The sequence below is a fragment of the Streptomyces sp. C1-1 genome (genome assembly GCF_050214755.1).
Taxonomy (GTDB): domain Bacteria; phylum Actinomycetota; class Actinomycetes; order Streptomycetales; family Streptomycetaceae; genus Streptomyces.
In genome coordinates, this window is record NZ_CP189826.1 from 5281152 (window position 1) to 5302126 (window position 20975).

Here is a 20975-nt window from a genome sequence, read left to right on the forward strand (position 1 = left end):
GAGCACACGGCGGCTTCCTTCCGTACCTAACCGGGAGGCGGCGAGTCCGACGACGGAGAGACGACGTGAGGTGTGAGGGTGCGCGCGGCGGACGGCGGACGCGGGGAACCGGCGTGCGCACGGGAGCGCGGGGGCCGCTGCTGCTGGGCGCCCTGCTGGTCCTGCTCGTCCTCGGCGGCGCCGGCCCGGCCTCGGCCCACGCGGCCCTGAAGTCCACCGACCCCGAGGACGGAAGCGTCCTGAAGTCGGCGCCCCGTCGGATCACGCTGACCTTCACCGAGTCCGTCGGCCTGCTCGACGACTCCTTCCGCGTCCTGGACCCCGGCAACAAGCGCGTCCGCACGGGGCGGGCCGAGCACGGGCCCGGCGGCTCGGACACCGCGCGCGTGACGCTCCCCGCGAAGCTCGCGCGGGGCACGTACGTGGTGGCCTGGCGGGCGGTGTCGGCGGACAGCCACCCGGTGTCGGGCGCGTTCACCTTCTCGGTCGGCAAACCCTCGGCGACGGTCGCCACGGTGGACACCGGGCCGGTCGAGAACCCGGCCACCGCCGGCCTGTACAACATCGCCCGCTATCTGGCCTACCTCGCCGCGGCTCTGCTCATCGGTACCGCGGCCTTCGTCGTCCTGTGCCGCCCGGCGGACCCCGGCCCCTTGCGCAAACCCCTGGTGACGGGCTGGTGGACCCTCCTGGGCACCAGCCTGTTCCTGCTGGCCCTGCGTGCCCCGTACGAGACCGGGGCGGGCCCGGCGGCGGCCTTCGACGCCGATGCCCTCACCCGCACCCTGACGGGCCGTCCGGGGCTGGCGCTGCTGGTCCGGCTGGCGCTGCTGCTGATCGTCGCCGCCGTCTTCGTGTCACTCCGCAAACGACCGGCGTGGTCGTGGCTGTCGGCGGCGAGGAGCCGGGACGGCGCCCCCGGGGCGGGCGTCCCGCATCCGTCGCGGGACACGGCCTCCGAGGCCGCACCGGGCGGGCCGGAAGCCCAGGAGGGGTCGCACGAGACCGACGGGCGTTCACTGGCCGCCGAGGGCGCAACGCGGGCGGACGCGCAGTACGGCCCGTACGGGACCGACGGGCGTTCACTGGCCGCCGAGGGCGCAGCGCGGGCGGACGCGCAGGACGGCCCGTACGAGGCCGAACGGCGTCCCCCGGTCCCCGCGGACGCCCGGAAGGCGGACGCGGGGTCTGAGGCCGCTCGCGGCGCCGCGTCGCGCCCGTTCCCCGGCCTCTCCCGGGTCGCGACGCGCCCGTTCCCCGGCTTCTCCGGGGGCGCGACGCGCCCGCTTCCCGCCTCCGCCCGCCGGCCGATCGCCGCCCTCCCCGCCGCGCCGCTCGCCGCGCTCACCGTCGTGGCCGTCGCGTTCGCGCTGACCTGGGCCGCCGCCGAGCACGCCTCGGCCGGCATCCAGGTGCCCCTTGCCATGGCGTCCTCGGTGCTGCATCTGCTGGCCATGGCCGTCTGGCTGGGCGGCCTCACGGCGCTGCTGGTCCTGCTGCACCGCACGGAGCTCGCCCCGGCCGCCGTGGCCCGCTTCTCCCGCCTCGCCCCGGCCTGCGTGACCGTGCTGGTCGTCACCGGCGTCTACCAGTCCTGGCGCGGCCTCGGCTCCCTGAACGCGCTCACGGGGACGACGTACGGCCGTCTGCTGCTCGCCAAGCTGGGCGCCGTCGTGCTGCTGCTGGCCCTGGCGTTCCTCTCCCGGCAGTGGACGGCACGGCTCGTCACGGCGCCGGCCGAGGCGGTCGTACGGGAACGGGTGCCGGAGCCGGTCGGTGGCGGCCCGTCGCTGCCCGCGCCGGACGAGTCCGCCGACGGCCCCTCGACGCGGGCCCCCGCCGATCCGACGGCCTCCGCCTCCCTCCGCCGTGGCCTCCGCCGCTCCGTCCTCGCCGAAGTCACCGTCGGCGTGGTCGTCCTGGTGGTCACCACGGTCCTCACCGGTACCCTGCCGGGCCGTGCCGCCGCGGAGGCCGCGCAGGCCCCGGCGACGGCCGGCGGGCTGCCGGCCACGTCCGTGACCATGATCCCGTTCGACGTCGGCACCCCCGGCGGCCACGGCAAGGTGCAGATCACCCTCGACCCCGGACGGGTCGGCGAGAACTCCGTGCAGGCGGTCGTCTTCGGCCCCGACGGTGGCATCTCCACCGTCCCTGAGCTGCGGCTCTCCCTCACGCTCCCCGCACAGAAGATCGGCCCGGTCGACGCGCGGCTGAAGAACCTCGGCGGCTACTGGGGGACCAACTCCCTGACCCTCCCCATCGCCGGGACCTGGACCCTGAAGGCCACGGTCAGGACCTCCGACATCGACCAGGTCACCGTCTCCAGGACCGTGCGGATCCTCGGCTGACCTCGGTCCAACCCCGGTGCGAAACCGGCATTTCCGCTTATCTCACGGCGCCTCCGTCCGACCATCCGGACAAGATCGATCAAAAACGTGTCGGTCACGTTTCCACAAAGCTCTTGGGCAGCTATTGACCCATGAGCGGACATGACGCTGTTATTACCGCCACGATGTTCGGTCGAGTTGATTTCTGGTCGGTTTCGACTTGTTTCGACATGGCGCAGTTGTGGCCGAACCCTGCCTTCAGGAGCCGTACATGGACCTCTCCCCCTCGGGTCTCTCCCTTCCCTCCCCCAGCCGGCGCAGTCTGCTGCGCGGTGCGGGTGGTGCCGCGCTGCTCGCCGGAGCGGGCATCCCCCTGCTGAGCGCCTGCGGAAGCAGCAGCAGCGGGTCGGATTCCAAGACCGTCAGCGTCGGTTCCAACGACTCGGACGCGGTGCCGAAGAAGGCGTACGCGGCCGTGTACGACGCCTTCAAGAAGCAGTCGGGCGTCACGGTCGACGTCAACACCAAGGACCACAACACCTTCCAGGAGCAGATCAACTCCTACCTGCAGGGCACGCCGGACGACGTGTTCAAGTGGTTCGCGGGCTACCGCATGCAGTTCTTCGCCAAGAAGGGCCTGGCGTCCCCGATCGACGACGTGTGGGAGAAGATCGGGGGCAACTTCCCCGACGCGATGAAGAAGCTGTCCAAGGGTGAGGACGGCAAGTACTACTTCGTGCCGATGACCACGTACCCGTGGGCGATCTTCTACCGCAAGAGCGTCTTCCAGGCCAAGGGCTACACGGTGCCCACCACGTGGGACGAGCTGGTCGCGCTGTGCAAGAAGATGAAGAAGGACGGCCTGGTCCCGATCGCGTTCGGTGACAAGGACGCCTGGCCGGCGATGGGCACCTTCGACCAGATCAACTTCCGGCTGAACGGCTACGACTTCCACGTCGAGCTGATGGCGGGCAAGGCCGCCTGGACCGACGCCAAGGTCAAGGCCGTCTTCGACCACTGGGCCGAGCTGCTGCCCTACCACCAGGACGGCTTCATGGGCCGCACCTGGCAGGACGCCGCGCAGACCCTGGTGTCGAAGAAGGCCGGCATGTACCTCCTGGGCACCTTCGTGGCCCAGCAGTTCACCAACAAGGCCGACCTGGACGACCTCGACTTCTTCGCCTTCCCGGAGATCAACTCCGCCTACGGGCAGGACACCGTGGAGGCACCCACCGACGGCTTCATGGTCTCCAAGGCGCCCAAGAACAAGGCCGGCATGGTCAAGCTGATGGAGTACCTGGGCAGCCCGGCCGCGGAGGAGCTCTACCTCAAGGGCGACCCGAGCGTGGTCGCGGCCTCCAACAAGGCCTCCACCGCCGCCTACTCGCCGCTGCAGAAGAAGGCGTTCGAGATGATCTCCAACGCCAAGAGCCTGACGCAGTTCATGGACCGCGACTCCCGGCCGGACTTCACCTCCACCGTCATGCAGCCCTCGCTGCAGAAGTTCCTGCAGAACCCCAAGGGCGTCGACAGCCTCCTGGCCTCCATCGAACGCCAGAAGAAGACGATCTTCGCGTCCTGATGAGTGCCGACATCACCACCACGAGCCCGGAGGCGGCCCCCCAGCCGTCTCCGGGCCCCGCGCCTGTTGACAAGCGGGTCCCGCAGGGCCACAAGCGCCTGCTGACCCGCCGCGACCGCGTCACCCTCGCCTTCATGGCGGGCGTGCCGACGGTCCTTCATGTGGCCCTGGTCTGGGTCACCGCCATCGCGTCGATCTTCCTGGCGTTCACCAGCTGGGACGGCATCGGCTTCGACTCCATCAAATGGGTGGGCCTGGACAACTTCAAACAGTTGTTCAGCGACAACCCGCAGTTCTGGCCCGCGGTCGAGCACAACATCATCTGGTTCGTCGTGCTCATCCTCATCCCGACGCCGATGGGCCTGTTCCTGGCCGTCCAGCTGGACAAGAAGATCCGCTTCTCCCGGGTCTACCAGACCGCCTACTTCCTGCCCGTGGTGGTCTCCCTGGCGGTCACGGGCTTCGTGTGGCAGCTGGTCTACAACCCCGACACCGGCCTGATCAACAGCCTCATCGGGGCCAACAAGCCCGGCCACTACATCGACTGGATCGGCGACCCGCATCTGAACCTGTGGGCCGTGCTGGTCGCCGCGTCCTGGCGGCACACCGGCTACATGATGATCCTCTACCTCGCCGGCCTCAAGGGCGTGGACCCCTCCCTGCGCGAGGCCTCCTCCCTGGACGGGGCGAACGAGTGGCAGACGTTCAAGAACGTCATCTTCCCCACCCTGCGCCCCACCAACACCGTCGTCCTGGTGGTCACGATCATCGAGGCGCTGCGCGCCTTCGACCTGGTCTTCGTCTTCAACAAGGGCGCCCAGGGCACCGAGTTGCTGTCGATCCTGATCACCAACAACATCATCGGCGAGTCCAGCCGGATCGGTTACGGCTCCGCGATCGCCGTCGTCCTGCTGGTGATCTCCCTCGCGGTCATCATCCCCTACCTGATCGCGACCTTCCGGAAGGAGCGGCGCGCATGAGCACAGCTGTCGTGACCAAGCAGCGCACCCCCGTCCGCCCGGCCCGGATCCTGCTGCACGTCTTCCTCGTCACCACCTCGCTGGCCTGGCTCGCCCCCCTGGTGTGGGCGATCTTCGCGGCGCTGCGGCCCTACAGCGAGACCAGCAACAAGGGCTATGTGTCGTGGCCGGACAAGCTGACGCTGGACAACTTCAAGAACGCCTTCGAGCAGTCCGACATGCTGCACTACTTCGGCAACACGATGATCATCGCGGTGCCGGCCGTGCTGCTGACCCTGCTGCTGTCGTCGATGGTCGCCTTCTACGTCAGCCGGTTCGACTTCCGTCTCAACATCTTCCTGCTGCTGGTCTTCACCGCCGGCAACCTGCTGCCCCAGCAGGTCATCATTACCCCGCTGTACCGGATGTACCTGCTCATCGACCTGCCCGGCGTCACGATGAGCGGCAAGCTGTACGACTCCGCGCTCGGCCTGGTGCTGATCCACGTGGCGTTCCAGTCCGGGTTCTGCGCCTTCGTGCTGTCCAACTACATGCGGATGCTGCCGCATGAGCTGACCGAGGCCGCGCTGGTGGACGGCGCGTCGGTGTGGCGCCAGTACTGGCAGATCGTGCTGCCCCTGTGCAAGCCGGCGATGGCCGCCCTGGCGACCCTGCTGTCCATCTGGATCTACAACGACTTCTTCTGGGCCATCGTGCTGATCTCCACCGGCGAGAACATGCCGATCACCTCGGCGCTGAACAACCTCTCCGGGCAGTACTTCACCGACCCCAACCTGGTCGCCGCCGGTGCCCTGCTCACCGCGATCCCCACCCTGATCGTGTACTTCGTGCTGCAACGGCAGTTCGTCAGCGGCCTCACCCTCGGCGCCAACAAGGGCTGACGCCCCCTTTGTGAAAGAGACCCCCGTGCACCACCCCTTCACCCCCGTCGCCGCTCTCCCCGTGGACCCGCTCAACGCCCGGGTCCACGAGGAGGGTTGGCAGTCCTGGAGCCCCAGCGGGCCCTACGCCCCCGGTGACCGGCCCTACCGCCCGACCAACGACAACTGGGCGACGGTCTGTTACCGCCCCGGCGTCACCGTCCCCGAGGGCACCTTCCAGGGTGAGGGTCTGCTGGCGCTCGACCCCGGCGACGGCTCACCGACCCGGCTGTGGGCGGCCGTCGACCCCACCGGCGAGGTCCCGTCCATCCGCCTGACGGTGACGGACGGCCTCGCGGAGGTCGCCGCGGACGGCCCGGTGAAGGAGTGGACGGGCACCGGCATCCAGGACGTGCTGGGCGGTTGGGCCGACAGCCTCGGCCTCGAGCCGCCGCGGCCGGCCCCCACGGTCTGGTGCTCCTGGTACGAGTACTTCACGAACGTCACCGAGGACGACATCCACGAGAACCTCCGCGCGATGGACACACTCGACCTGCCCGTCGACGTGGTCCAGATCGACGACGGCTATCAGAAGGCCCTCGGCGACTGGCTCACCCTCTCCGGCCGCTTCCGCTCCCGCGAGGGCATCGCGGACGCCATCCGGGCGCGCGGCCGCCGGGCCGGCATCTGGACGGCCCCCTTCCTGGTGGACCCGGCGAGCGACCTGGCCACCGAGCACCCCGACTGGCTGGTGCGCTCCGCCGACGGCGGCTTCACGCACGCCGGCCGCAACTGGGGCCACGACCTGCGGGTGCTGGACACCACCCACCCGGAGGCGGCGGCGTACCTGACGGACGTCTTCCGCACGCTGCGCTCCGAGGGCTACGACTACTTCAAGGTCGACTTCCTGTACGCGGGCGCGCTGGACGGCGTACGGCACCAGGACGTCGACGCCCTGACCGCGTACCGCGACGGCGTCCGCCGGATCCGTGAGGCGATCGGCGCCGACGCCTACCTGCTGGGCTGCGGAGCGCCGATCCTGCTCTCCATCGGCCTGTTCGACGCGATGCGGGTGAGCCCCGACACGGCCCCGCACCGCCGCCCCGAGGCCGACGACTACAGCCAGCCCGGCCAGGACCCGGCCGAGTTCACCGGCGTGGGCCGCCAGTGGCAGCACGGCCGGCTCTGGACCAACGACCCCGACTGCCTGATGGCCCGGCCCGCCGTGGAGACCCGCGAGCGCTGGGCGGCCCACGTGGAGGCGACCGGCGGCCTGATGGCCTCCAGCGACCGGCTGCTGTCCCTGGACGAGTGGGGCGTGCGCACCACCCGCCGACTGCTCTCCGGAGGTGCCCGATGACCCGCGCCCTGAACGTGCCGGGCATCGCCTACGGCGGCGACTACAACCCCGAGCAGTGGCCCGAGGAGGTCTGGGCCGAGGACATGCGGCTGATGGCCGAGGCCGGGGTCACCATGGTCAGCGTCAACATCTTCTCCTGGGCGCTGCTGGAACCCTCCGAGGGCACCTACGACTTCTCGCGTCTCGACCGCGTCCTCGACCTGCTGCACGCCCACGGCATCGCCGCCGACCTCGCGACCCCGACCGCGGCCCCGCCGGCCTGGTTCTTCGTCGCCCACCCGGACGCCCTGCCGGTGGACAAGGACGGCCGCCGGCTGTCGTACGGCAGCCGCCAGACGTTCTGCCCGAGCAGCCCGGCCTACCGGGAGGCGGCCCTGCGGATCGTCGGCGAACTGGCGCGCCGGTACGCCGACCACCCGGCCGTGGTGATGTGGCACGTCCACAACGAGTACGGCTGCCACAACGCCGAGTGCCACTGCGACACCAGCGCGGAGGCGTTCCGTGCCTGGCTGCAGGACCGGTACGCGAGTCTGGACGCCCTCAACCACGCCTGGGGCACCACGTTCTGGAGCCAGTGGTACTACGACTGGGACCAGATCCTGCCTCCGCGCGCGACCGGCGCGGTCCCCAACCCCACCCACCAGCTGGACTGGCGCCGCTTCTGCAGCGACGCCCTGCTGTCGCTGTACGAGGCGGAGCGCGACGTCCTGCGGGAGGCGGCCCCGGACACCCCGGCCACCACCAACTTCATGGTGATGTACAACTTCGACGCCCTCGACTACTGGCGCTGGGCACCGGAGTTGGACATCGTCTCCAACGACCACTACCTCCAGTCCGCCGACCCCGAGTCCGAGATCGACATCGCGCTCAGCGGCGACCTGGTCCGCTCCCTGGCCGGCGGCCCCTGGCTGCTGATGGAGCACTCCACCGGCGCGGTCAACTGGCAGCCCGTCAACCGGGCCAAGAACGCGGGGGAGTTGCGCCGCAACGCCCTCGCGCACGTCGCCCGCGGCGCCGACGGCATCGCCTACTTCCAGTGGCGGGCCGCCAGGGCGGGTGCCGAGCAGTGGCACTCGGCGATGCTCCCGCACGCCGGCACCGACAGCCGGATCTGGCAGGACGTCGTACAACTCGGCGCGGACCTGCGGGCGCTCGCGGAGGTGCGCGGCAGCACGACGCCGGCCGAGGTGGCCGTGGTCTGGGACTGGAACGCCCGCTGGGCCATGGAACTGCCCTCGCAGCCGAGCGGCGAACTGCACTTCCAGGACCTGGTGCGGGACTGGTACGAGCCGTTGTGGCGCGCGGGCGTGGCGGTGGACTTCGTACGCCCGGACGCCGACCTGTCGCCGTACCGGCTCGTCCTGGCGCCCAGCCTCTACCTCGTCGACGACGGGGGCGCGGCGAACCTCACCGCGTTCGCGGAGCGCGGCGGCACCCTCGCCGTCGGCTTCCACAGCGGCATGGTCGACGCGAACTGCCATGTACGGCTGGGCGGTTACCCGGGAGCGTTCCGCGAGGCCCTCGGCATCCGGACGGACGAGCTGTTCCCGCTGCTGCCCGGCGAGACGGTGGCCCTGAGCGACGGCGGCACCGGCACGCTGTGGTCGGAGCGGGTACGCCTCGAGGGCGCGGAGGCGGTGTCGTCGTACACGACGGGCCCGCTGGCCGGAGTCCCGGCGGTGACCCGCAACGCGCACGGCACCGGCAGCGCCTGGTACCTGTCCACGCGGCCCGACCCGGCGACCCTGGCCGGCCTGCTGGACCGGGTCCGCGCGGAGGCCGGCGTGACGGCAGTCCGCACGGCGCCCGCCGGGGTGGAGGCCGTGCTGCGACGCGGGCCGGAGGCCGACTACCTGTTCCTGATCAACCACGGCGCGGCGGACGCGACGGTCCCGGTCGCGCCGGGAGCGGTCGAACTGCTCACCGGCAAGCCCGCGGGCGACTCCGTCGCCGTACCGGCCGGCGACGTCGCGGTGGTGCGGGAGCCGCACCGGCGGTGACCCGGATGGCCGCCCGGCGCGGGGGGTACCCGGTACCCCCCGTCGTCGGGAGGCCGCCATGCCCGAACTGCCGGACGTCGAAGGATTCCGGAAGGTGCTGGAGTCCTGCGCCGAGGGCAGGACGATCCGGCGTGTCGAGGTGCGGGACACGGGCGTGCTGCACGGCGTGAGCGCCCGCGGCCTGCGCGAGGCGCTGGAGGGCCGTCGGTTCACCGCGCCGGAACGGCACGGCAAGTGGCTGCTCGCGCACACCGGCGGCCCCACCGTGCTGTTCCACTTCGGCATGACCGGCCTGCTGCTGTGCGCCCGCCCGGACGAGGCCCCGGAGCCCCACGACCGGGTCCTGTTCACGCTGTCCCGCGACCGCGAGCTGCGCTTCCGCGACCAGCGCAAACTCCGCGGGCTGTGGCTGGCGCACGACGACGCGGAGGCGGCCCGGCTGCTGGCGGGGCTGGGCCCGGACGCGTTGACGGTGGACCCCGAGGCGTTCGAGGCGGCGCTGGCCTCCCGCCGCGGAAGCGTCAAGACGGCGCTGACCGACCAGTCCGTCCTGGCGGGCCTGGGCAACCTGCTGGCCGACGAGATCCTGTGGCGGGCCGGCCTGAGCCCCACCACCCCTGTGAGTGACCTAACCGAGGCCGACCGCCGCCACCTCCACACCCGGATGCGCCGCACCCTGCGCGCCGCCGTCCCGACCGGCCGCGTCCCGCCCCGCCCCTCCTGGCTCACCGGCCACCGCGACGCCCCCGACCCCCACTGCCCGCGCTGCGGTACCCCGCTGCGGCGAACCCGCGTGGGAGGCAGGGGCACGGTGTGGTGTCCGCGGTGTCAGCCGGACGGCGGCTCGTGACGGCCGAACGGGCCCGGTTCCCCGCCTCAGGTCCTGCGCCAGGCGCCGAGCAGCTCCTCGGGGCCGTACGCGGCCTGGAGGCCGGAACAGCCGATCCCGCTGCGGGAGACCGCCACGAGCGGCACCGGCTCGTCGGTGATCGCCGCCCGGTGCTTCTGCAGCGCGGCCAGGTCGTGGCCGTCGAAAACGGAGTTCTCCAGCCACTTGACCGAGCCGAGGAAGAGCAACTGCTTGGCCACCGGCTGCCGGTCGGCGCCCACCAGGTCGATCTCCACGTCGTTGCCGCGGGTCCAGTACCCGCCGATCGCCGGGGCGGCGGGCAGGAGGCCGTCCGGCAGGAGGCGGGCCAGGGATTCCCGGACGAGGGGTTCGATCGCGCGGCCCCGCCAGCTCGTCCACCGCTCCTTGATGCGGCTCAGCGTGAGATCCCCCCGCATCCGCTCGATCTCCGCCATGTGCGGATCCAGGAACGCCAGCCAGAAGCGCAGGTAGGGGTCGGCCACCCGGTAGCGGCGTTCCTTGGACGGCCTCAGCGAGAGCGGCAGCTCGGCGGCCACGACCCTCTTCCCGGTCAGGACGTCGGTGGCTCGGGTGAGCGTGGTGTGGGCGATGCCGCCGGCCGCGCGAGCGATGTTGGTGAAGGTCCGCTCCCCGGAGCCGATGGCTCGCAGGACCTCCCTGCTCATCGCCTGCGGTGGGAACTCCGCGGCCAGTGAGCGCTCGGCGGAGACCAGCAGGGCCGAGATCGGGTTGTCCAGTGAGTCGCGGAGGAACTCCCACACGTCCGCTCCGGCCCGCCACTCGGCGCAGATCAGGGGAAGCCCTCCGGTGATCAGAGCGGCGTCGAACGCGGCTGCCGCCGACAGGCCGAGCATCTCGCCGATGTCGGCCGGGTTCAGGGGCCCCACGATCATTTCCCGGCCGCGTTGGTGAAAGGGGCGGTCGTAGCTGTTCAGCGCCTCCATCATCGACAGATCGGAACCGACCAGGAGGAGAAGTACCGGCTTACGGCTGAGCAGCCGGTCCCAGGCCCGCTGGAGCATGCCCTCGAAGGCATCGATGCGGTCCATGAGGTACGGCACCTCGTCGATGACGACCACGCTCGGGCTGTCGTCGGGAAGGATCTCCGCGAGCAGCCTGAACGCCGCGTTCCACTGCCCCGGGGTCTCCTCCGAGAACAGTCCCCGCTCGGGCAGGGTGGATCTGGCGACGGCGTCGAGCAGCTCCGACAGCTCGTCCTGCGCGCTGCCGCCCGCCGCCGTGAAGAAGAGGTACGGCGTCTCGGTACGCCGGAGGAACTCCTCGACGAGGCTGGACTTGCCGACCCGCCGCCTCCCCCGCATGAGGACGCACTGCCCCGGTTTCGCCGAGCCGACGCCGTCCCGGACCGCCCGCAAGGCGTTGCCGAGCACGTCCAGCTCTCGGTCCCGCCCGATGAAACGGCGCACATCGACCTCCCGGCAAGATGGTATCGCTGGAGATACTATCCCTGGCGATACTGTCTTCCTCCATGTGTCGCGACGGCACGGCGGCTGGTGAACGCCAGAGGGCCGGACCGCTGATGCGGTCCTGCCCTCTGGGCTGGCGGAGGACACGAGATTCGAACTCGTGAGGGGTTGCCCCCGACACGCTTTCCGACTGTCCGCGCGGCTGTACGGAGATGTCCGTAGAGGTTCACGGGGCAGGTCAGATGGGGTGCGGGTACGGCGGTGAACGGTCGCGGCCGTCGGTGCGCTGGACAAAGACCTGGACAACGTCGCTACCCGGGTGAAGCTGCGTGGGCGTCTCTGGTTGAAGCTCGCTGTCCGTCCCGGAGCTTCCGGGGGCTCTGGCAGGGAGACAACTAACAGGCACAGCAAGGGCGTTGCCCCCGGATCGTTGGTCCGGGGGCAACGCCGCTTCGCGGGCACGGCGGGCCGCGGCCCAGCACCGACTCGGTCGGTTAACCGTAAAGAACCTTGACAGATTATTGGTCTAGTCCAAAGATGGCGGCCATCTCGCAGTTCCGATCAGCCTTCCCGCTGTCCCCGCCTGCACGTTGTTCACCATGGGAGCGTCAATGAGACGACCTGGAACTTTCCGCACCTTGCTGTCCTGTATGACCGTCACCGCCCTTTCGGCCGGGCTCGCCGCCCTCACCGGGGGCTCCGCGCTCGCCGCGCCGGAGGCGTCCTCGCCCGCGGCCAAGCCGATGCCCGCCCATGTGGCGGCGCCGTACTTCGAGGCCTGGACCGGTGAGAGCCCGGCCGCGCTCGCCGCCGCGTCGGGCAACAAGTACCTGACGATGGCCTTTCTCCAGACCGAAGCTGTGGGTTCGTGCACCGCGTACTGGAACGGCGACACCACCCAGCCCATCGGCAAGGCCACCTTCGGCAGCGACATCGCCACGATCCAGGCCCGGGGCGGCAACGTCATCCCGTCCTTCGGCGGCTACAGCGCCGACACCACCAACACCGAACTGGCCGACAGCTGCACCAGCGTCGACGCGATCGCCAAGGTGTACGAGAGCCTCGTCACGACGTACGGCGTCACCCGCATCGACCTCGACATCGAGGCCGACTCCATCAACAACACCGCCGGCGTCGACCGCCGCAACAAGGCCATAGCCAAGGTCCAGCGCTGGGCCGAGCGCACCGGCCACTGCGTGCAGTTCTCGTACACCCTGCCGACCACGAACACCGGACTCGCGCCCAGCGGTGTGGCCCTGCTGCAGAACGCCGTCGACAACGGCGCGCGCGTGGACGTCGTCAACATCATGACCTTCGACTACTGGGACGGCGCCACCCACGACATGGCGGCCGACACCGAGACGGCGGCCGCCGGCCTGCAGGCCCAACTCGCCGCGCTCTACCCGAAGAAGAGCCCGGCGAAGCTGTGGAGCATGATCGGCGTCACCGAGATGCCCGGCATCGACGACTTCGGCCCCGAGGAGACCTTCACCACGCAGGACGCGGTCACGGTGAAGAACTGGGCCGTCGCCAAGGGGATCAACACGCTCTCCTTCTGGGCGCTCCAGCGCGACAACGGCGGCTGTGTCGGCACCGCGGGCGCCAACTCCTGCTCCGGCATCGCCCAGGACACCTGGTACTTCAGCCACACCTTCGCACCGTTCACGCGCAGCGCCGGCTGACGGCTCCATCCCTCTCGCAAGCCCCAGGCCTCCTCCCCCGCCTGGGGCTTGCGCCTCACTCCCAGGGCGTGGCCTCTGAGGGACGGCCAGTCGGGGGCTGCCCACACTGTCCGTGAGGAAAGAACAGCCCGGGGCTGGGCCCCGGGCTGGATTCTTGCGCTGAGGGTCATCGCGGCATGAAACCGGGCTTCTCGTGTGCCAATGAGTGAAGTCGGCCAAGGCACTCCTGTGCCGCCGGTTCGGAGTTGCACCGGCGGCGCATCTCGGCAGCAAGTTCCCGGCTGGTCATGATCAGCGACGGCACCGACTGACGGTCCCCTTCTGGGGCCCGCTCACCCATGATGAGCGCCTGCTCCAAGTCACCCTCACGCGCCACGGTGACTCCGAGGGTGACCGGCGCTTCCGCCGTTGCGCGAGCAATTGTCGATCTTGCACGGGTTGCAGACCACGTACTCGACCTCGAAAGCCAGGTCGGATCTGACGTAGGCCGCACGGATACGCCAGCCTGTTCGCTCGTAATGGCCGGCGGGCCGGTCGACCCAGGGTTCCCGTGGGGTGGCGGTCCGGTCGAAGTGGTACGACGCGGGGTCCATCCATCGGCGAAACCGGTCCCGCCAGGTCGGCGTGTCCGGCCACTCCCGTACCCAGTACACGTGGTCAGCGTGGCGCGCCACAGCGCGGATTGCCGCCTCCCTGTCCGCCATGCGGTCTCCTTCCTAGGCTCTGGAGTTGCCCTCGGCCATGGTCAGGTGCGTGGGAGGCTGCTGTGCAGCACACGGGGTGACTGCACTGCGGCGCCTTCAGCACGGCCGCCCACCTGCGTTCGCGGAATGACGACTGCACGCAGAGGTGGGACCAATGCCCTACGGAATGCGCCATTCGGCCCCTTCCCATGCCAGTCGGCTGAGCGTGAAGGTCAACGTGAAGGCAAGATTCCTGATCACATCCGAATGGAGGTGTGATCATGAAAACGATCAGTGGAGCACCTGCGCTTACCCAAGACGCCTCCTGGCGTTATTTCGGTCGGCACTACTTCGAGATGGTGGCGGCGATGCTGGTGGGCATGGCCGTTCTGGGACCGGTATGGGGACTGGCCCTCTCGCTTCTCGGACTATCCGACTTGCGCAACTACGCCGAGTTGGTGGCCATCGTGATGGCGACCAACATGACGATCGGAATGTCGGTGTGGATGCGTCATCGTGGTCACGGTTGGGCGAGTATCGGGGAGATGGCCGTCGCGATGTACCTGCCCTTCCTCGTCTTGTTCGGCCCGTACTGGGCGGGCCTGATATCCGGCGGAACAATGCTGGTTGCCGGGCACATCCTGATGCTCCCGTGCATGCTCGTTGTCATGTTGCGTCGACGTGACGAGTACGCTCAGAACCATCGGCGTCATCGGGCCCATCGCCAGCGGCCCGAACGGCTGGCAGTTTGAGGCCTGACCCAATTGGCGCGTAGGCGTTGCATCTGTGTGGCGCGGAATGGGCCAGCCCCAGGGAAACCTCTGAGCTGGCCCTTTCTCATGTGCCCGCGGCAGGATTCGAGCCTGCGACACCCGCTTTAGGAGAGAGGCTGGGTGATCACGGCCCTGAGCTGTGGTGTCGATACCTGGCGGGGAGCATGGCAACTCGACCGGGAGGCACCCCTGTTGACCGTGGCTGTCCCCTGGATCTGGTACCTGCGGCGCAGCGGCGTCGGCGTCAAGCGGGCGGTCGACTGGTTCCCAGGTGTTCCCGTCGTTCCCCCCACGATCTGGTGCGGGTCTCTTCATGAGCAATCCTCGGTTGACTGCCTGGTGCCTTCGCGAGTGAGCGTCGTTGTTGTGCAAGTGCATCTCGCTGGTTCCAGCCGCCGTGATCGACCGCTTGCGATCGGCCACTGTTGCCCATTCGGGTGCACACCTTGTGCATGTTTCGGCCGTCTATGTCCAGGATTGATCTCGCGATGTGTTCCCTCATGAAGGTGAAAGACCATGCCGACGTATGTCACGTTGCTGAACTGGACCGATCAGGGGATCCGAAACTACAAGGACAGCGCGAAGCGCGCGGAGGCCTTCGCCGCAGCGGCACAGAAGCTCGGGGCGAAGCTCCTGAACCTCTACTGGACCGTCGGTTCGTACGACCTCGTGGCCGTTGTTGAGGCACCCGACGACGAAACCGTCACCGCCACGCTTCTGCAGCTTGGTGGGGTGGGTAACGTCCGTACCACGACCCTGCGGGCGTTTGGCCGAGAGGAGATGGATCGCATCATCGCCAAGGCCGCCGGCTGAGGGCATCGTGAGACCTCGATTTCAAAGGCTCCGGACCTTGATAGGTCTGGAGCCTTCTTCCTGCGATACACCCCGGGCAGCGCCGGGGTGAGGTCCGTGAGGGCCCGGTGGACCGCATGGCCATACCGCTCACCGCCGCGCTCCAGGGCCTGACCGGGCCACGCGGAATCTAAGGACGCTGTCCTTCGCCTAGGAGTTGCGCTCCGGGGCGCGGGATAGGTGGCGGGACGACCTCGTGTTCACGGCACAGGAAGCCGGACCCACGAGGTATTCGATCTTCCGCCGTCGAGACTGGGACAAGACGGTGCCGTAAGCGGCCCGACCCCCGCTTTAGGAGCGAGGCTGGGCGAGCGCCGGCCTGACCTGCAAGTTTCCTATCGTGCGCGGGGCGAGTGGGGAGCGCCCCTGGGTACCGCTATTTCCCGTGAGTCCCCGTCTGTTCTGGCACGAGAGTGGCACGGCTCCGGAGGGCCCTTCGGCTTGAGGTGTATGCGCAGGTCACAGGCTTCTAGCTGATCGGCGACGCACCGCTTGTCCGCGGATGGTCCGCGGGCTGGGCTTGCGATGAACCGGCCCTTACTTGCTGCAGTTCGCACGCACTCCGCATTCAAGCGAACCGAAATGCTCCTCTTATGACAGGGAGCGCGTGAGCCATACCAGTTCGCCACGGTCATCTGTCGAGACGTGGTCGCGTTTGAACCCAAGCTTGTCGAGGACGCGAAACGATGGCGCATTCCAGGGACGCACCGGACATCGAGCCGTACACGATCGAAGAGGTGCAGAGCCTGCTCGTCGAAGCGGCCAAGCTCCGCAACAGCGCGCGATGGGTTGTCGCCCTGGCGCTCGGCCTGCGACTAGGGGAAGCGCTCGGGCTGCACTGGGAGGATGTCGACCAAGAACCGGCTGCGCCCCAAGTACGCACACGGTTGCGGTGCCGATCCGTGCGGTAGGAAGGCGGGCTACTGTCCCAAGCGGGAGCAGACCCGGCGCGAGCACAAGTCCACCAAGTCCCGCGCCGGACGCCGCACCATCGGCCTGCCCGACCCGTTGATCAAGATTCTGCGCCAGCAGCAGGAGATACGGGAGCGGGAGCGGATCGCGGCCGGCGCCGACTGGGAGGGCAAGGGGTACGTCTTCGCCTCGCCGATCGGCGGGCCGCTGAGCCCGAACACCGACTTCCACGTCTGGAAGCGCCTGCTTCGGGATGCCGGTGTCCGGGACGGCCGTCTGCACGATGCTCGCCACACCGCCGCGACAGTTCTCCTGATCCTCGGTGTGCCGGACGTCGTGATCGACTCGATCATGGGCTGGGAGCCCGGGGGAGCGGCCCGGATGCGCGCCCGGTACATGCATGTGACAGGGCTCATGCTCCGGAAGGTCGCGGACCAGGTCGGCGAGAAGCTGTGGGGCTCTCCAGGATCCAACTGAGACCAAAAATGAGACCACGCACGTCGAAGGGCCCCACCGCGAACGGTGGGGCCCTTCGACATCGTGCCCGGTGAGGCACTGGCGGAGGATACGAGATTCGAACTCGTGAGGGGTTGCCCCCAACACGCTTTCCAAGCGTGCGCCCTAGGCCTCTAGGCGAATCCTCCGCCGGAAACATTACATGACCGAGAGGAGTGCTCGCGAACTCGTTCCCACCCCCTCGGATCAGGTAGCCTGTGCGCAGCCCCTCACGCGGCGCTATCTGACTGAACTCCCCCAGGGCCGGAAGGCAGCAAGGGTAGGTCGGCTCTGGCGGGTGCGTGGGGGGCGCTTGCGTTCCCGCCGCGGGGTCGGCTTGTCAGTGGGCGCCTATAACCTCGTATGCGTGTCGTCTCTCGCGCTGTACCGCCGCTATCGCCCGGAGTCGTTCGCCGAGGTCATCGGGCAGGAGCATGTCACCGACCCGTTGCAGCAGGCGCTGCGCAACAACCGGGTCAATCACGCGTACCTGTTCAGCGGTCCGCGCGGCTGCGGCAAGACGACGAGCGCGCGCATCCTGGCGCGCTGTCTGAACTGCGAGCAGGGCCCCACACCCACCCCGTGCGGTGAATGCCAGTCCTGCCGCGACCTGGCGCGCAACGGCCCCGGCTCCATCGACGTCATCGAGATCGACGCGGCCTCTCACGGTGGTGTGGACGACGCCCGTGAGCTGCGCGAGAAGGCGTTCTTCGGCCCCGCCGCCAGCCGCTACAAGATCTACATCATCGACGAGGCCCACATGGTCACTTCGGCGGGCTTCAACGCGCTGCTGAAGGTCGTCGAGGAGCCCCCGGAGCACCTCAAGTTCATCTTCGCCACGACCGAGCCCGAGAAGGTCATCGGGACGATCCGCTCCCGTACGCACCACTACCCCTTCCGGCTCGTCCCCCCGGGCACCCTCCGGGACTACCTGGGCGAGGTCTGCCAGAAGGAGGACATCCCGGTCGAGGAAGGCGTGCTGCCGCTCGTCGTGCGGGCGGGACAGGGCTCCGTGCGTGACTCCATGTCGGTCATGGACCAGCTGCTCGCCGGAGCGCGGGAGGAGGGTGTGACATACGCCATGGCCACCTCCCTCCTCGGCTACACGGACGGCTCGCTGCTCGACTCCGTCGTCGAGGCCTTCGCCACCGGTGACGGCGCCGCCGCCTTCGAGGTCGTGGACCGCGTCATCGAGGGCGGCAACGACCCGCGCCGCTTCGTCGCCGACCTGCTGGAGCGGCTGCGCGACCTGGTCATCCTCGCCGCCGTGCCGGACGCCGCCGAGAAGGGCCTCATCGACGCCCCGGCCGACGTCATCGAGCGGATGCAGGCGCAGGCGAGCACCTTCGGCGCCGCCGAGCTCAGCCGCGCCGCCGACCTGGTCAACGAGGGCCTGACCGAGATGCGCGGCGCCAACTCGCCCCGCCTCCAGCTGGAGCTGATCTGCGCGCGCGTGATGCTGCCTGCCGCCTACGGCGACGAGCGGGCCGTGATGGCCCGCCTCGACCGCCTGGAGCGGGGTGTGAACTTCTCGGCCGGCGGCGCCCTGCCCACGGCGGGCTATGTGCCGGGACCCGAGGCGCACGGGGGAGCGGCGCCGGGCGGTCCGGGAGGTCCTGGCGGCCCCGGAGGTGCGGGAATGCCCGTCGGCGGCGCCATGCCGCCCGGTGGGGGTCCGGCCGCGGCCCGTGCGGCGGTACGGGCTTCGGGCGCGCCCGGTGCCGCGGGCCCGGTGCCGGGAGCGGCAGCGGGTGCGGGTGCTTCCGGGCAGGCGGGCCCCGGCGTGCCGTCCCCCGCGGCACCCCCGCCTCAGCCCCAGCCGGCGCCGGAACCGGCTCCTCAGCCCCAGTCCTCGCCGCCGCCCACCCCGGCTCCGGCCGCCCCCGCCCCTGCCGCCGCCTCCGCGCCCGGCGCCTGGCCCACCGCCGCCTCCGCGGGCGGCGGCCGTCGGCGCGGTGGCTGGCCCACGGCGGCCCCGGCGGGCGGCGGTGCCGGACAGCCCCCGACGGCCGCGCCCGGCGCCCCCGCGCCGGTCCCGTCCGCGGCCCCCGCCCCCGACCCGGCGGCCCAGGCCTCCGTCCCGCCGAGCGGCGGCCTCGACCCGCGCATGCTCTGGCCGAACATCCTCGAAGCGGTCAAGAACCGCCGCCGCTTCACCTGGATCCTGCTCAGCCAGAACGCGCAGGTGGCCGGCTTCGACGGCACCACCCTGCAACTCGGCTTCGTCAACGCCGGCGCCCGCGACAACTTCGTCAGCAGCGGCAGCGAGGACGTCCTGAAGGCCGCGCTGGCCGAGCAGTTCAACGTCCAGTGGAAGATCGAGGCGGTCGTCGACCCGAGCGGCGGCTCCGGCCCGGCACCGTCGGGCGGCCCCTCGGCGCCCTCCGGCTTCAACGGCGGCTACGGCACAGGCGGCGGTGGCCTCGCCGGCGGTGGCGCGGGCGGCTACGGCGGTACCGCCACCGCCCAGCGCCCGGCACCCGCCCAGACCACGCACACCCCGCCCGCCGCCCCCTCCGGGTCCTTCCCGGCGAGCCCGAGCCCGTCCCCGGCGGCCCGGCCCCCCGCTCCGGAGCCCCCGCCCCCGGTCTCCATCGAGGACGACATCCCCGAGGACGACGACCCCGATCTCAACGAGTCGGCCCTGTCCGGCCGCGAACTGATCGTGCGGGAGCTGGGCGCGACGGTGGTCGAGGAGTTCACGAACGAGTAGCGGCGGTGGGCGATTCCGACCGCGGGGCCGGGCGCGACTTGGAGGAACGTACAGCTCGCCAAGGCCCGGCCCCTCGGAAGCCCGCACAAAAACCCCGTTAGGCTGACCCCCGTGAAGGTCCTCGTCATCGGTAGCGGCGCCCGCGAACACGCCCTGTGCCACTCCCTCTCCCACGACCCCGACGTCACCGCCCTGCACTGCGCCCCCGGCAACGCCGGCATCGCGGAGGCGGCCGAGCTGCACGAGGTCGACGCCCTCGACGGCAAAGCCGTGTCCGCGCTGGCCGAACGGCTCGGCGCCGACCTCGTGGTGGTGGGCCCGGAGGCCCCGCTCGTCGCCGGGGTCGCCGACGCCGTGCGCGAGGCGGGCATCCCGGTCTTCGGCCCCTCCGGCGAGGCCGCGCAGATCGAGGGCTCCAAGGCCTTCGCGAAGGACGTGATGGCGGGGGCAGGCGTCCCCACGGCCCGCTCCTACGTCTGCACGACCCCGGACGAGGTCGACGCCGCCCTCGACGCCTTCGGCGCCCCCTACGTCGTCAAGGACGACGGCCTCGCCGCCGGCAAGGGCGTCGTCGTCACCTCCGACCTCGACGCCGCCCGCGCCCACGCCAACTCCTGCGAGCGCGTCGTCATCGAGGAGTACCTGGACGGCCCCGAGGTCTCCCTCTTCGCCATCACCGACGGCCAGACGGTCCTCCCGCTCCAGCCCGCCCAGGACTTCAAGCGCGCCCTCGACGGCGACGAGGGCCCGAACACCGGCGGCATGGGCGCCTACTCCCCGCTCCCGTGGGCCGACCCGAAGCTGGTCGAGGAGGTGCTGCAGACGGTCCTGCAGCCGACCGTCGACGAGATGCGCCGCCGCGGCACCCCCTTCTCCGGCCTCCTCTACGCGGGCCTCGCGATCACCTCCCGCGGCGTCCGGGTCATCGAGTTCAACGCCCGCTTCGGCGACCCGGAGACCCAGGTGGTCCTGGCCCGCCTGAAGACCCCGCTGGCCGGCGTCCTGCTCGCCGCGGCGAACGGCACCCTCGCCGACCTGGAACCCCTGCGCTGGAGCGACGACGCCGCGGTCACCGTGGTCGTCGCCTCGCACAACTACCCCGCCACTCCGCGCACCGGCGACCCGATCACCGGCCTCGACGAGGTGGCCGCCGAAGACGCCCCGCACGCGTACGTCCTGCACGCCGGCACTCGGAGCGACGGCGACGTGGTCGTCAGCGCCGGCGGCCGGGTCCTGTCCGTCACGGCGATCGGCAAGGACCTCGCCGAGGCCCGCGAGCGCGCCTACAGGGCGGTCTCCCGCATCCATCTGGACGGCTCCCAGCACCGCACCGACATCGCGGCCAGGGCGGCGGGCGCCTGAGGCCCGTAAGCCGGATGAACCCCACAGGCCCCGCCTCCGTCTTCGGATGCGGGGCCTGTGCCATGCCCCCGCTCACCGCTCCTACTTCGAATT

14 protein-coding genes, 1 tRNA gene, 1 other RNA gene and 1 pseudogene are annotated in these 20975 nt (G+C 70.3%); 14 read left to right on the forward strand and 3 right to left on the reverse strand.

Annotation, left to right across the window (positions count from 1 at the left end):
- Window positions 1-137 precede the first annotated feature (137 nt).
- The 7 genes from ACQF4J_RS24165 (at window position 138) to ACQF4J_RS24195 (ending at window position 9962) form a co-directional block, all read left to right on the forward strand.
- Window positions 138-2351, forward strand: a complete 2214-nt coding sequence (locus tag ACQF4J_RS24165; protein WP_427168608.1) for a copper resistance protein CopC — start codon at window positions 138-140, stop codon at window positions 2349-2351.
- A gap of 250 nt (window positions 2352-2601) precedes the next feature.
- Window positions 2602-3912, forward strand: a complete 1311-nt coding sequence (locus ACQF4J_RS24170) for an ABC transporter substrate-binding protein (RefSeq protein WP_351563532.1) — start codon at window positions 2602-2604, stop codon at window positions 3910-3912.
- Complete coding sequence (locus ACQF4J_RS24175; protein ID WP_351563534.1) at window positions 3912-4892, forward strand: carbohydrate ABC transporter permease; 981 nt, start codon at window positions 3912-3914, stop codon at window positions 4890-4892. Before ACQF4J_RS24170 ends, ACQF4J_RS24175 begins: the two co-directional genes overlap by 1 nt.
- The gene (locus ACQF4J_RS24180; RefSeq protein WP_351563536.1) at window positions 4889-5773 is read left to right on the forward strand and encodes a carbohydrate ABC transporter permease; all 885 of its coding nucleotides are present in this window, start codon (window positions 4889-4891) and stop codon (window positions 5771-5773) included. Before ACQF4J_RS24175 ends, ACQF4J_RS24180 begins: the two co-directional genes overlap by 4 nt.
- Before the next feature lie 25 nt (window positions 5774-5798).
- Window positions 5799-7112, forward strand: a complete 1314-nt coding sequence (locus ACQF4J_RS24185) for a glycoside hydrolase family 36 protein (protein ID WP_427168609.1) — start codon at window positions 5799-5801, stop codon at window positions 7110-7112.
- Window positions 7109-9112, forward strand: coding sequence for a beta-galactosidase (locus ACQF4J_RS24190; RefSeq protein WP_351563538.1), 2004 nt, complete (start codon window positions 7109-7111; stop codon window positions 9110-9112). Before ACQF4J_RS24185 ends, ACQF4J_RS24190 begins: the two co-directional genes overlap by 4 nt.
- Before the next feature lie 58 nt (window positions 9113-9170).
- Window positions 9171-9962, forward strand: a complete 792-nt coding sequence (locus ACQF4J_RS24195) for an Fpg/Nei family DNA glycosylase (RefSeq protein WP_351802160.1) — start codon at window positions 9171-9173, stop codon at window positions 9960-9962.
- Window positions 9963-9988: 26 nt separating this feature from the next.
- Here ACQF4J_RS24195 and ACQF4J_RS24200 read toward each other — a convergent pair whose 3' ends face one another.
- Window positions 9989-11410, reverse strand: a complete 1422-nt coding sequence (locus ACQF4J_RS24200; RefSeq protein WP_351802158.1) for an ATP-binding protein — start codon at window positions 11408-11410, stop codon at window positions 9989-9991.
- Between the two features lie 650 nt (window positions 11411-12060).
- Here ACQF4J_RS24200 and ACQF4J_RS24205 point away from each other — a divergent pair.
- Window positions 12061-13092 (forward strand): chitinase, encoded by a 1032-nt coding sequence (locus ACQF4J_RS24205; protein ID WP_351563544.1) that lies wholly within the window; start codon window positions 12061-12063, stop codon window positions 13090-13092.
- Window positions 13093-13457: 365 nt separating this feature from the next.
- On the opposite strand, the gene ACQF4J_RS24210 is transcribed toward ACQF4J_RS24205, so the two are convergent.
- Window positions 13458-13796 carry a hypothetical protein gene (locus ACQF4J_RS24210; RefSeq protein ID WP_427166792.1) on the reverse strand — a complete coding sequence of 113 codons (339 nt, stop codon included), beginning with the start codon at window positions 13794-13796 and terminating at the stop codon, window positions 13458-13460.
- A gap of 260 nt (window positions 13797-14056) precedes the next feature.
- On the opposite strand from ACQF4J_RS24210, the gene ACQF4J_RS24215 reads away from it, so the two are divergent.
- The 3 genes and pseudogenes from ACQF4J_RS24215 to ACQF4J_RS24225 form a co-directional block, all read left to right on the forward strand.
- Window positions 14057-14527 carry a hypothetical protein gene (locus tag ACQF4J_RS24215; protein ID WP_351563548.1) on the forward strand — a complete coding sequence of 157 codons (471 nt, stop codon included), beginning with the start codon at window positions 14057-14059 and terminating at the stop codon, window positions 14525-14527.
- A gap of 537 nt (window positions 14528-15064) precedes the next feature.
- Entirely contained in the window at window positions 15065-15361 is a 297-nt protein-coding gene (locus tag ACQF4J_RS24220) for a GYD domain-containing protein (RefSeq protein ID WP_351563550.1), read from the forward strand.
- Window positions 15362-16110: 749 nt separating this feature from the next.
- Window positions 16111-16789, forward strand: a pseudogene (locus ACQF4J_RS24225) (tyrosine-type recombinase/integrase); the annotation flags it as partial.
- A gap of 79 nt (window positions 16790-16868) precedes the next feature.
- Here the strand turns inward: ACQF4J_RS24225 and ACQF4J_RS24230 are convergent.
- Window positions 16869-16956, reverse strand: a tRNA-Ser gene (locus tag ACQF4J_RS24230).
- A 72-nt stretch (window positions 16957-17028) separates the two neighbouring features.
- Between ACQF4J_RS24230 and ffs the strand changes: the two genes are divergently transcribed.
- The 3 genes from ffs (at window position 17029) to purD (ending at window position 20882) form a co-directional block, all read left to right on the forward strand.
- An RNA gene (gene ffs, locus ACQF4J_RS24235) (signal recognition particle sRNA small type) lies at window positions 17029-17127 on the forward strand.
- A gap of 47 nt (window positions 17128-17174) precedes the next feature.
- Window positions 17175-19520, forward strand: a complete 2346-nt coding sequence (locus tag ACQF4J_RS24240) for a DNA polymerase III subunit gamma and tau (RefSeq protein WP_351563552.1) — start codon at window positions 17175-17177, stop codon at window positions 19518-19520.
- Between the two features lie 111 nt (window positions 19521-19631).
- Window positions 19632-20882: a phosphoribosylamine--glycine ligase gene (gene purD / locus ACQF4J_RS24245; protein WP_427166793.1), complete on the forward strand. Its 1251-nt coding sequence runs from the start codon at window positions 19632-19634 to the stop codon at window positions 20880-20882.
- Window positions 20883-20975: the final 93 nt, after the last annotated feature.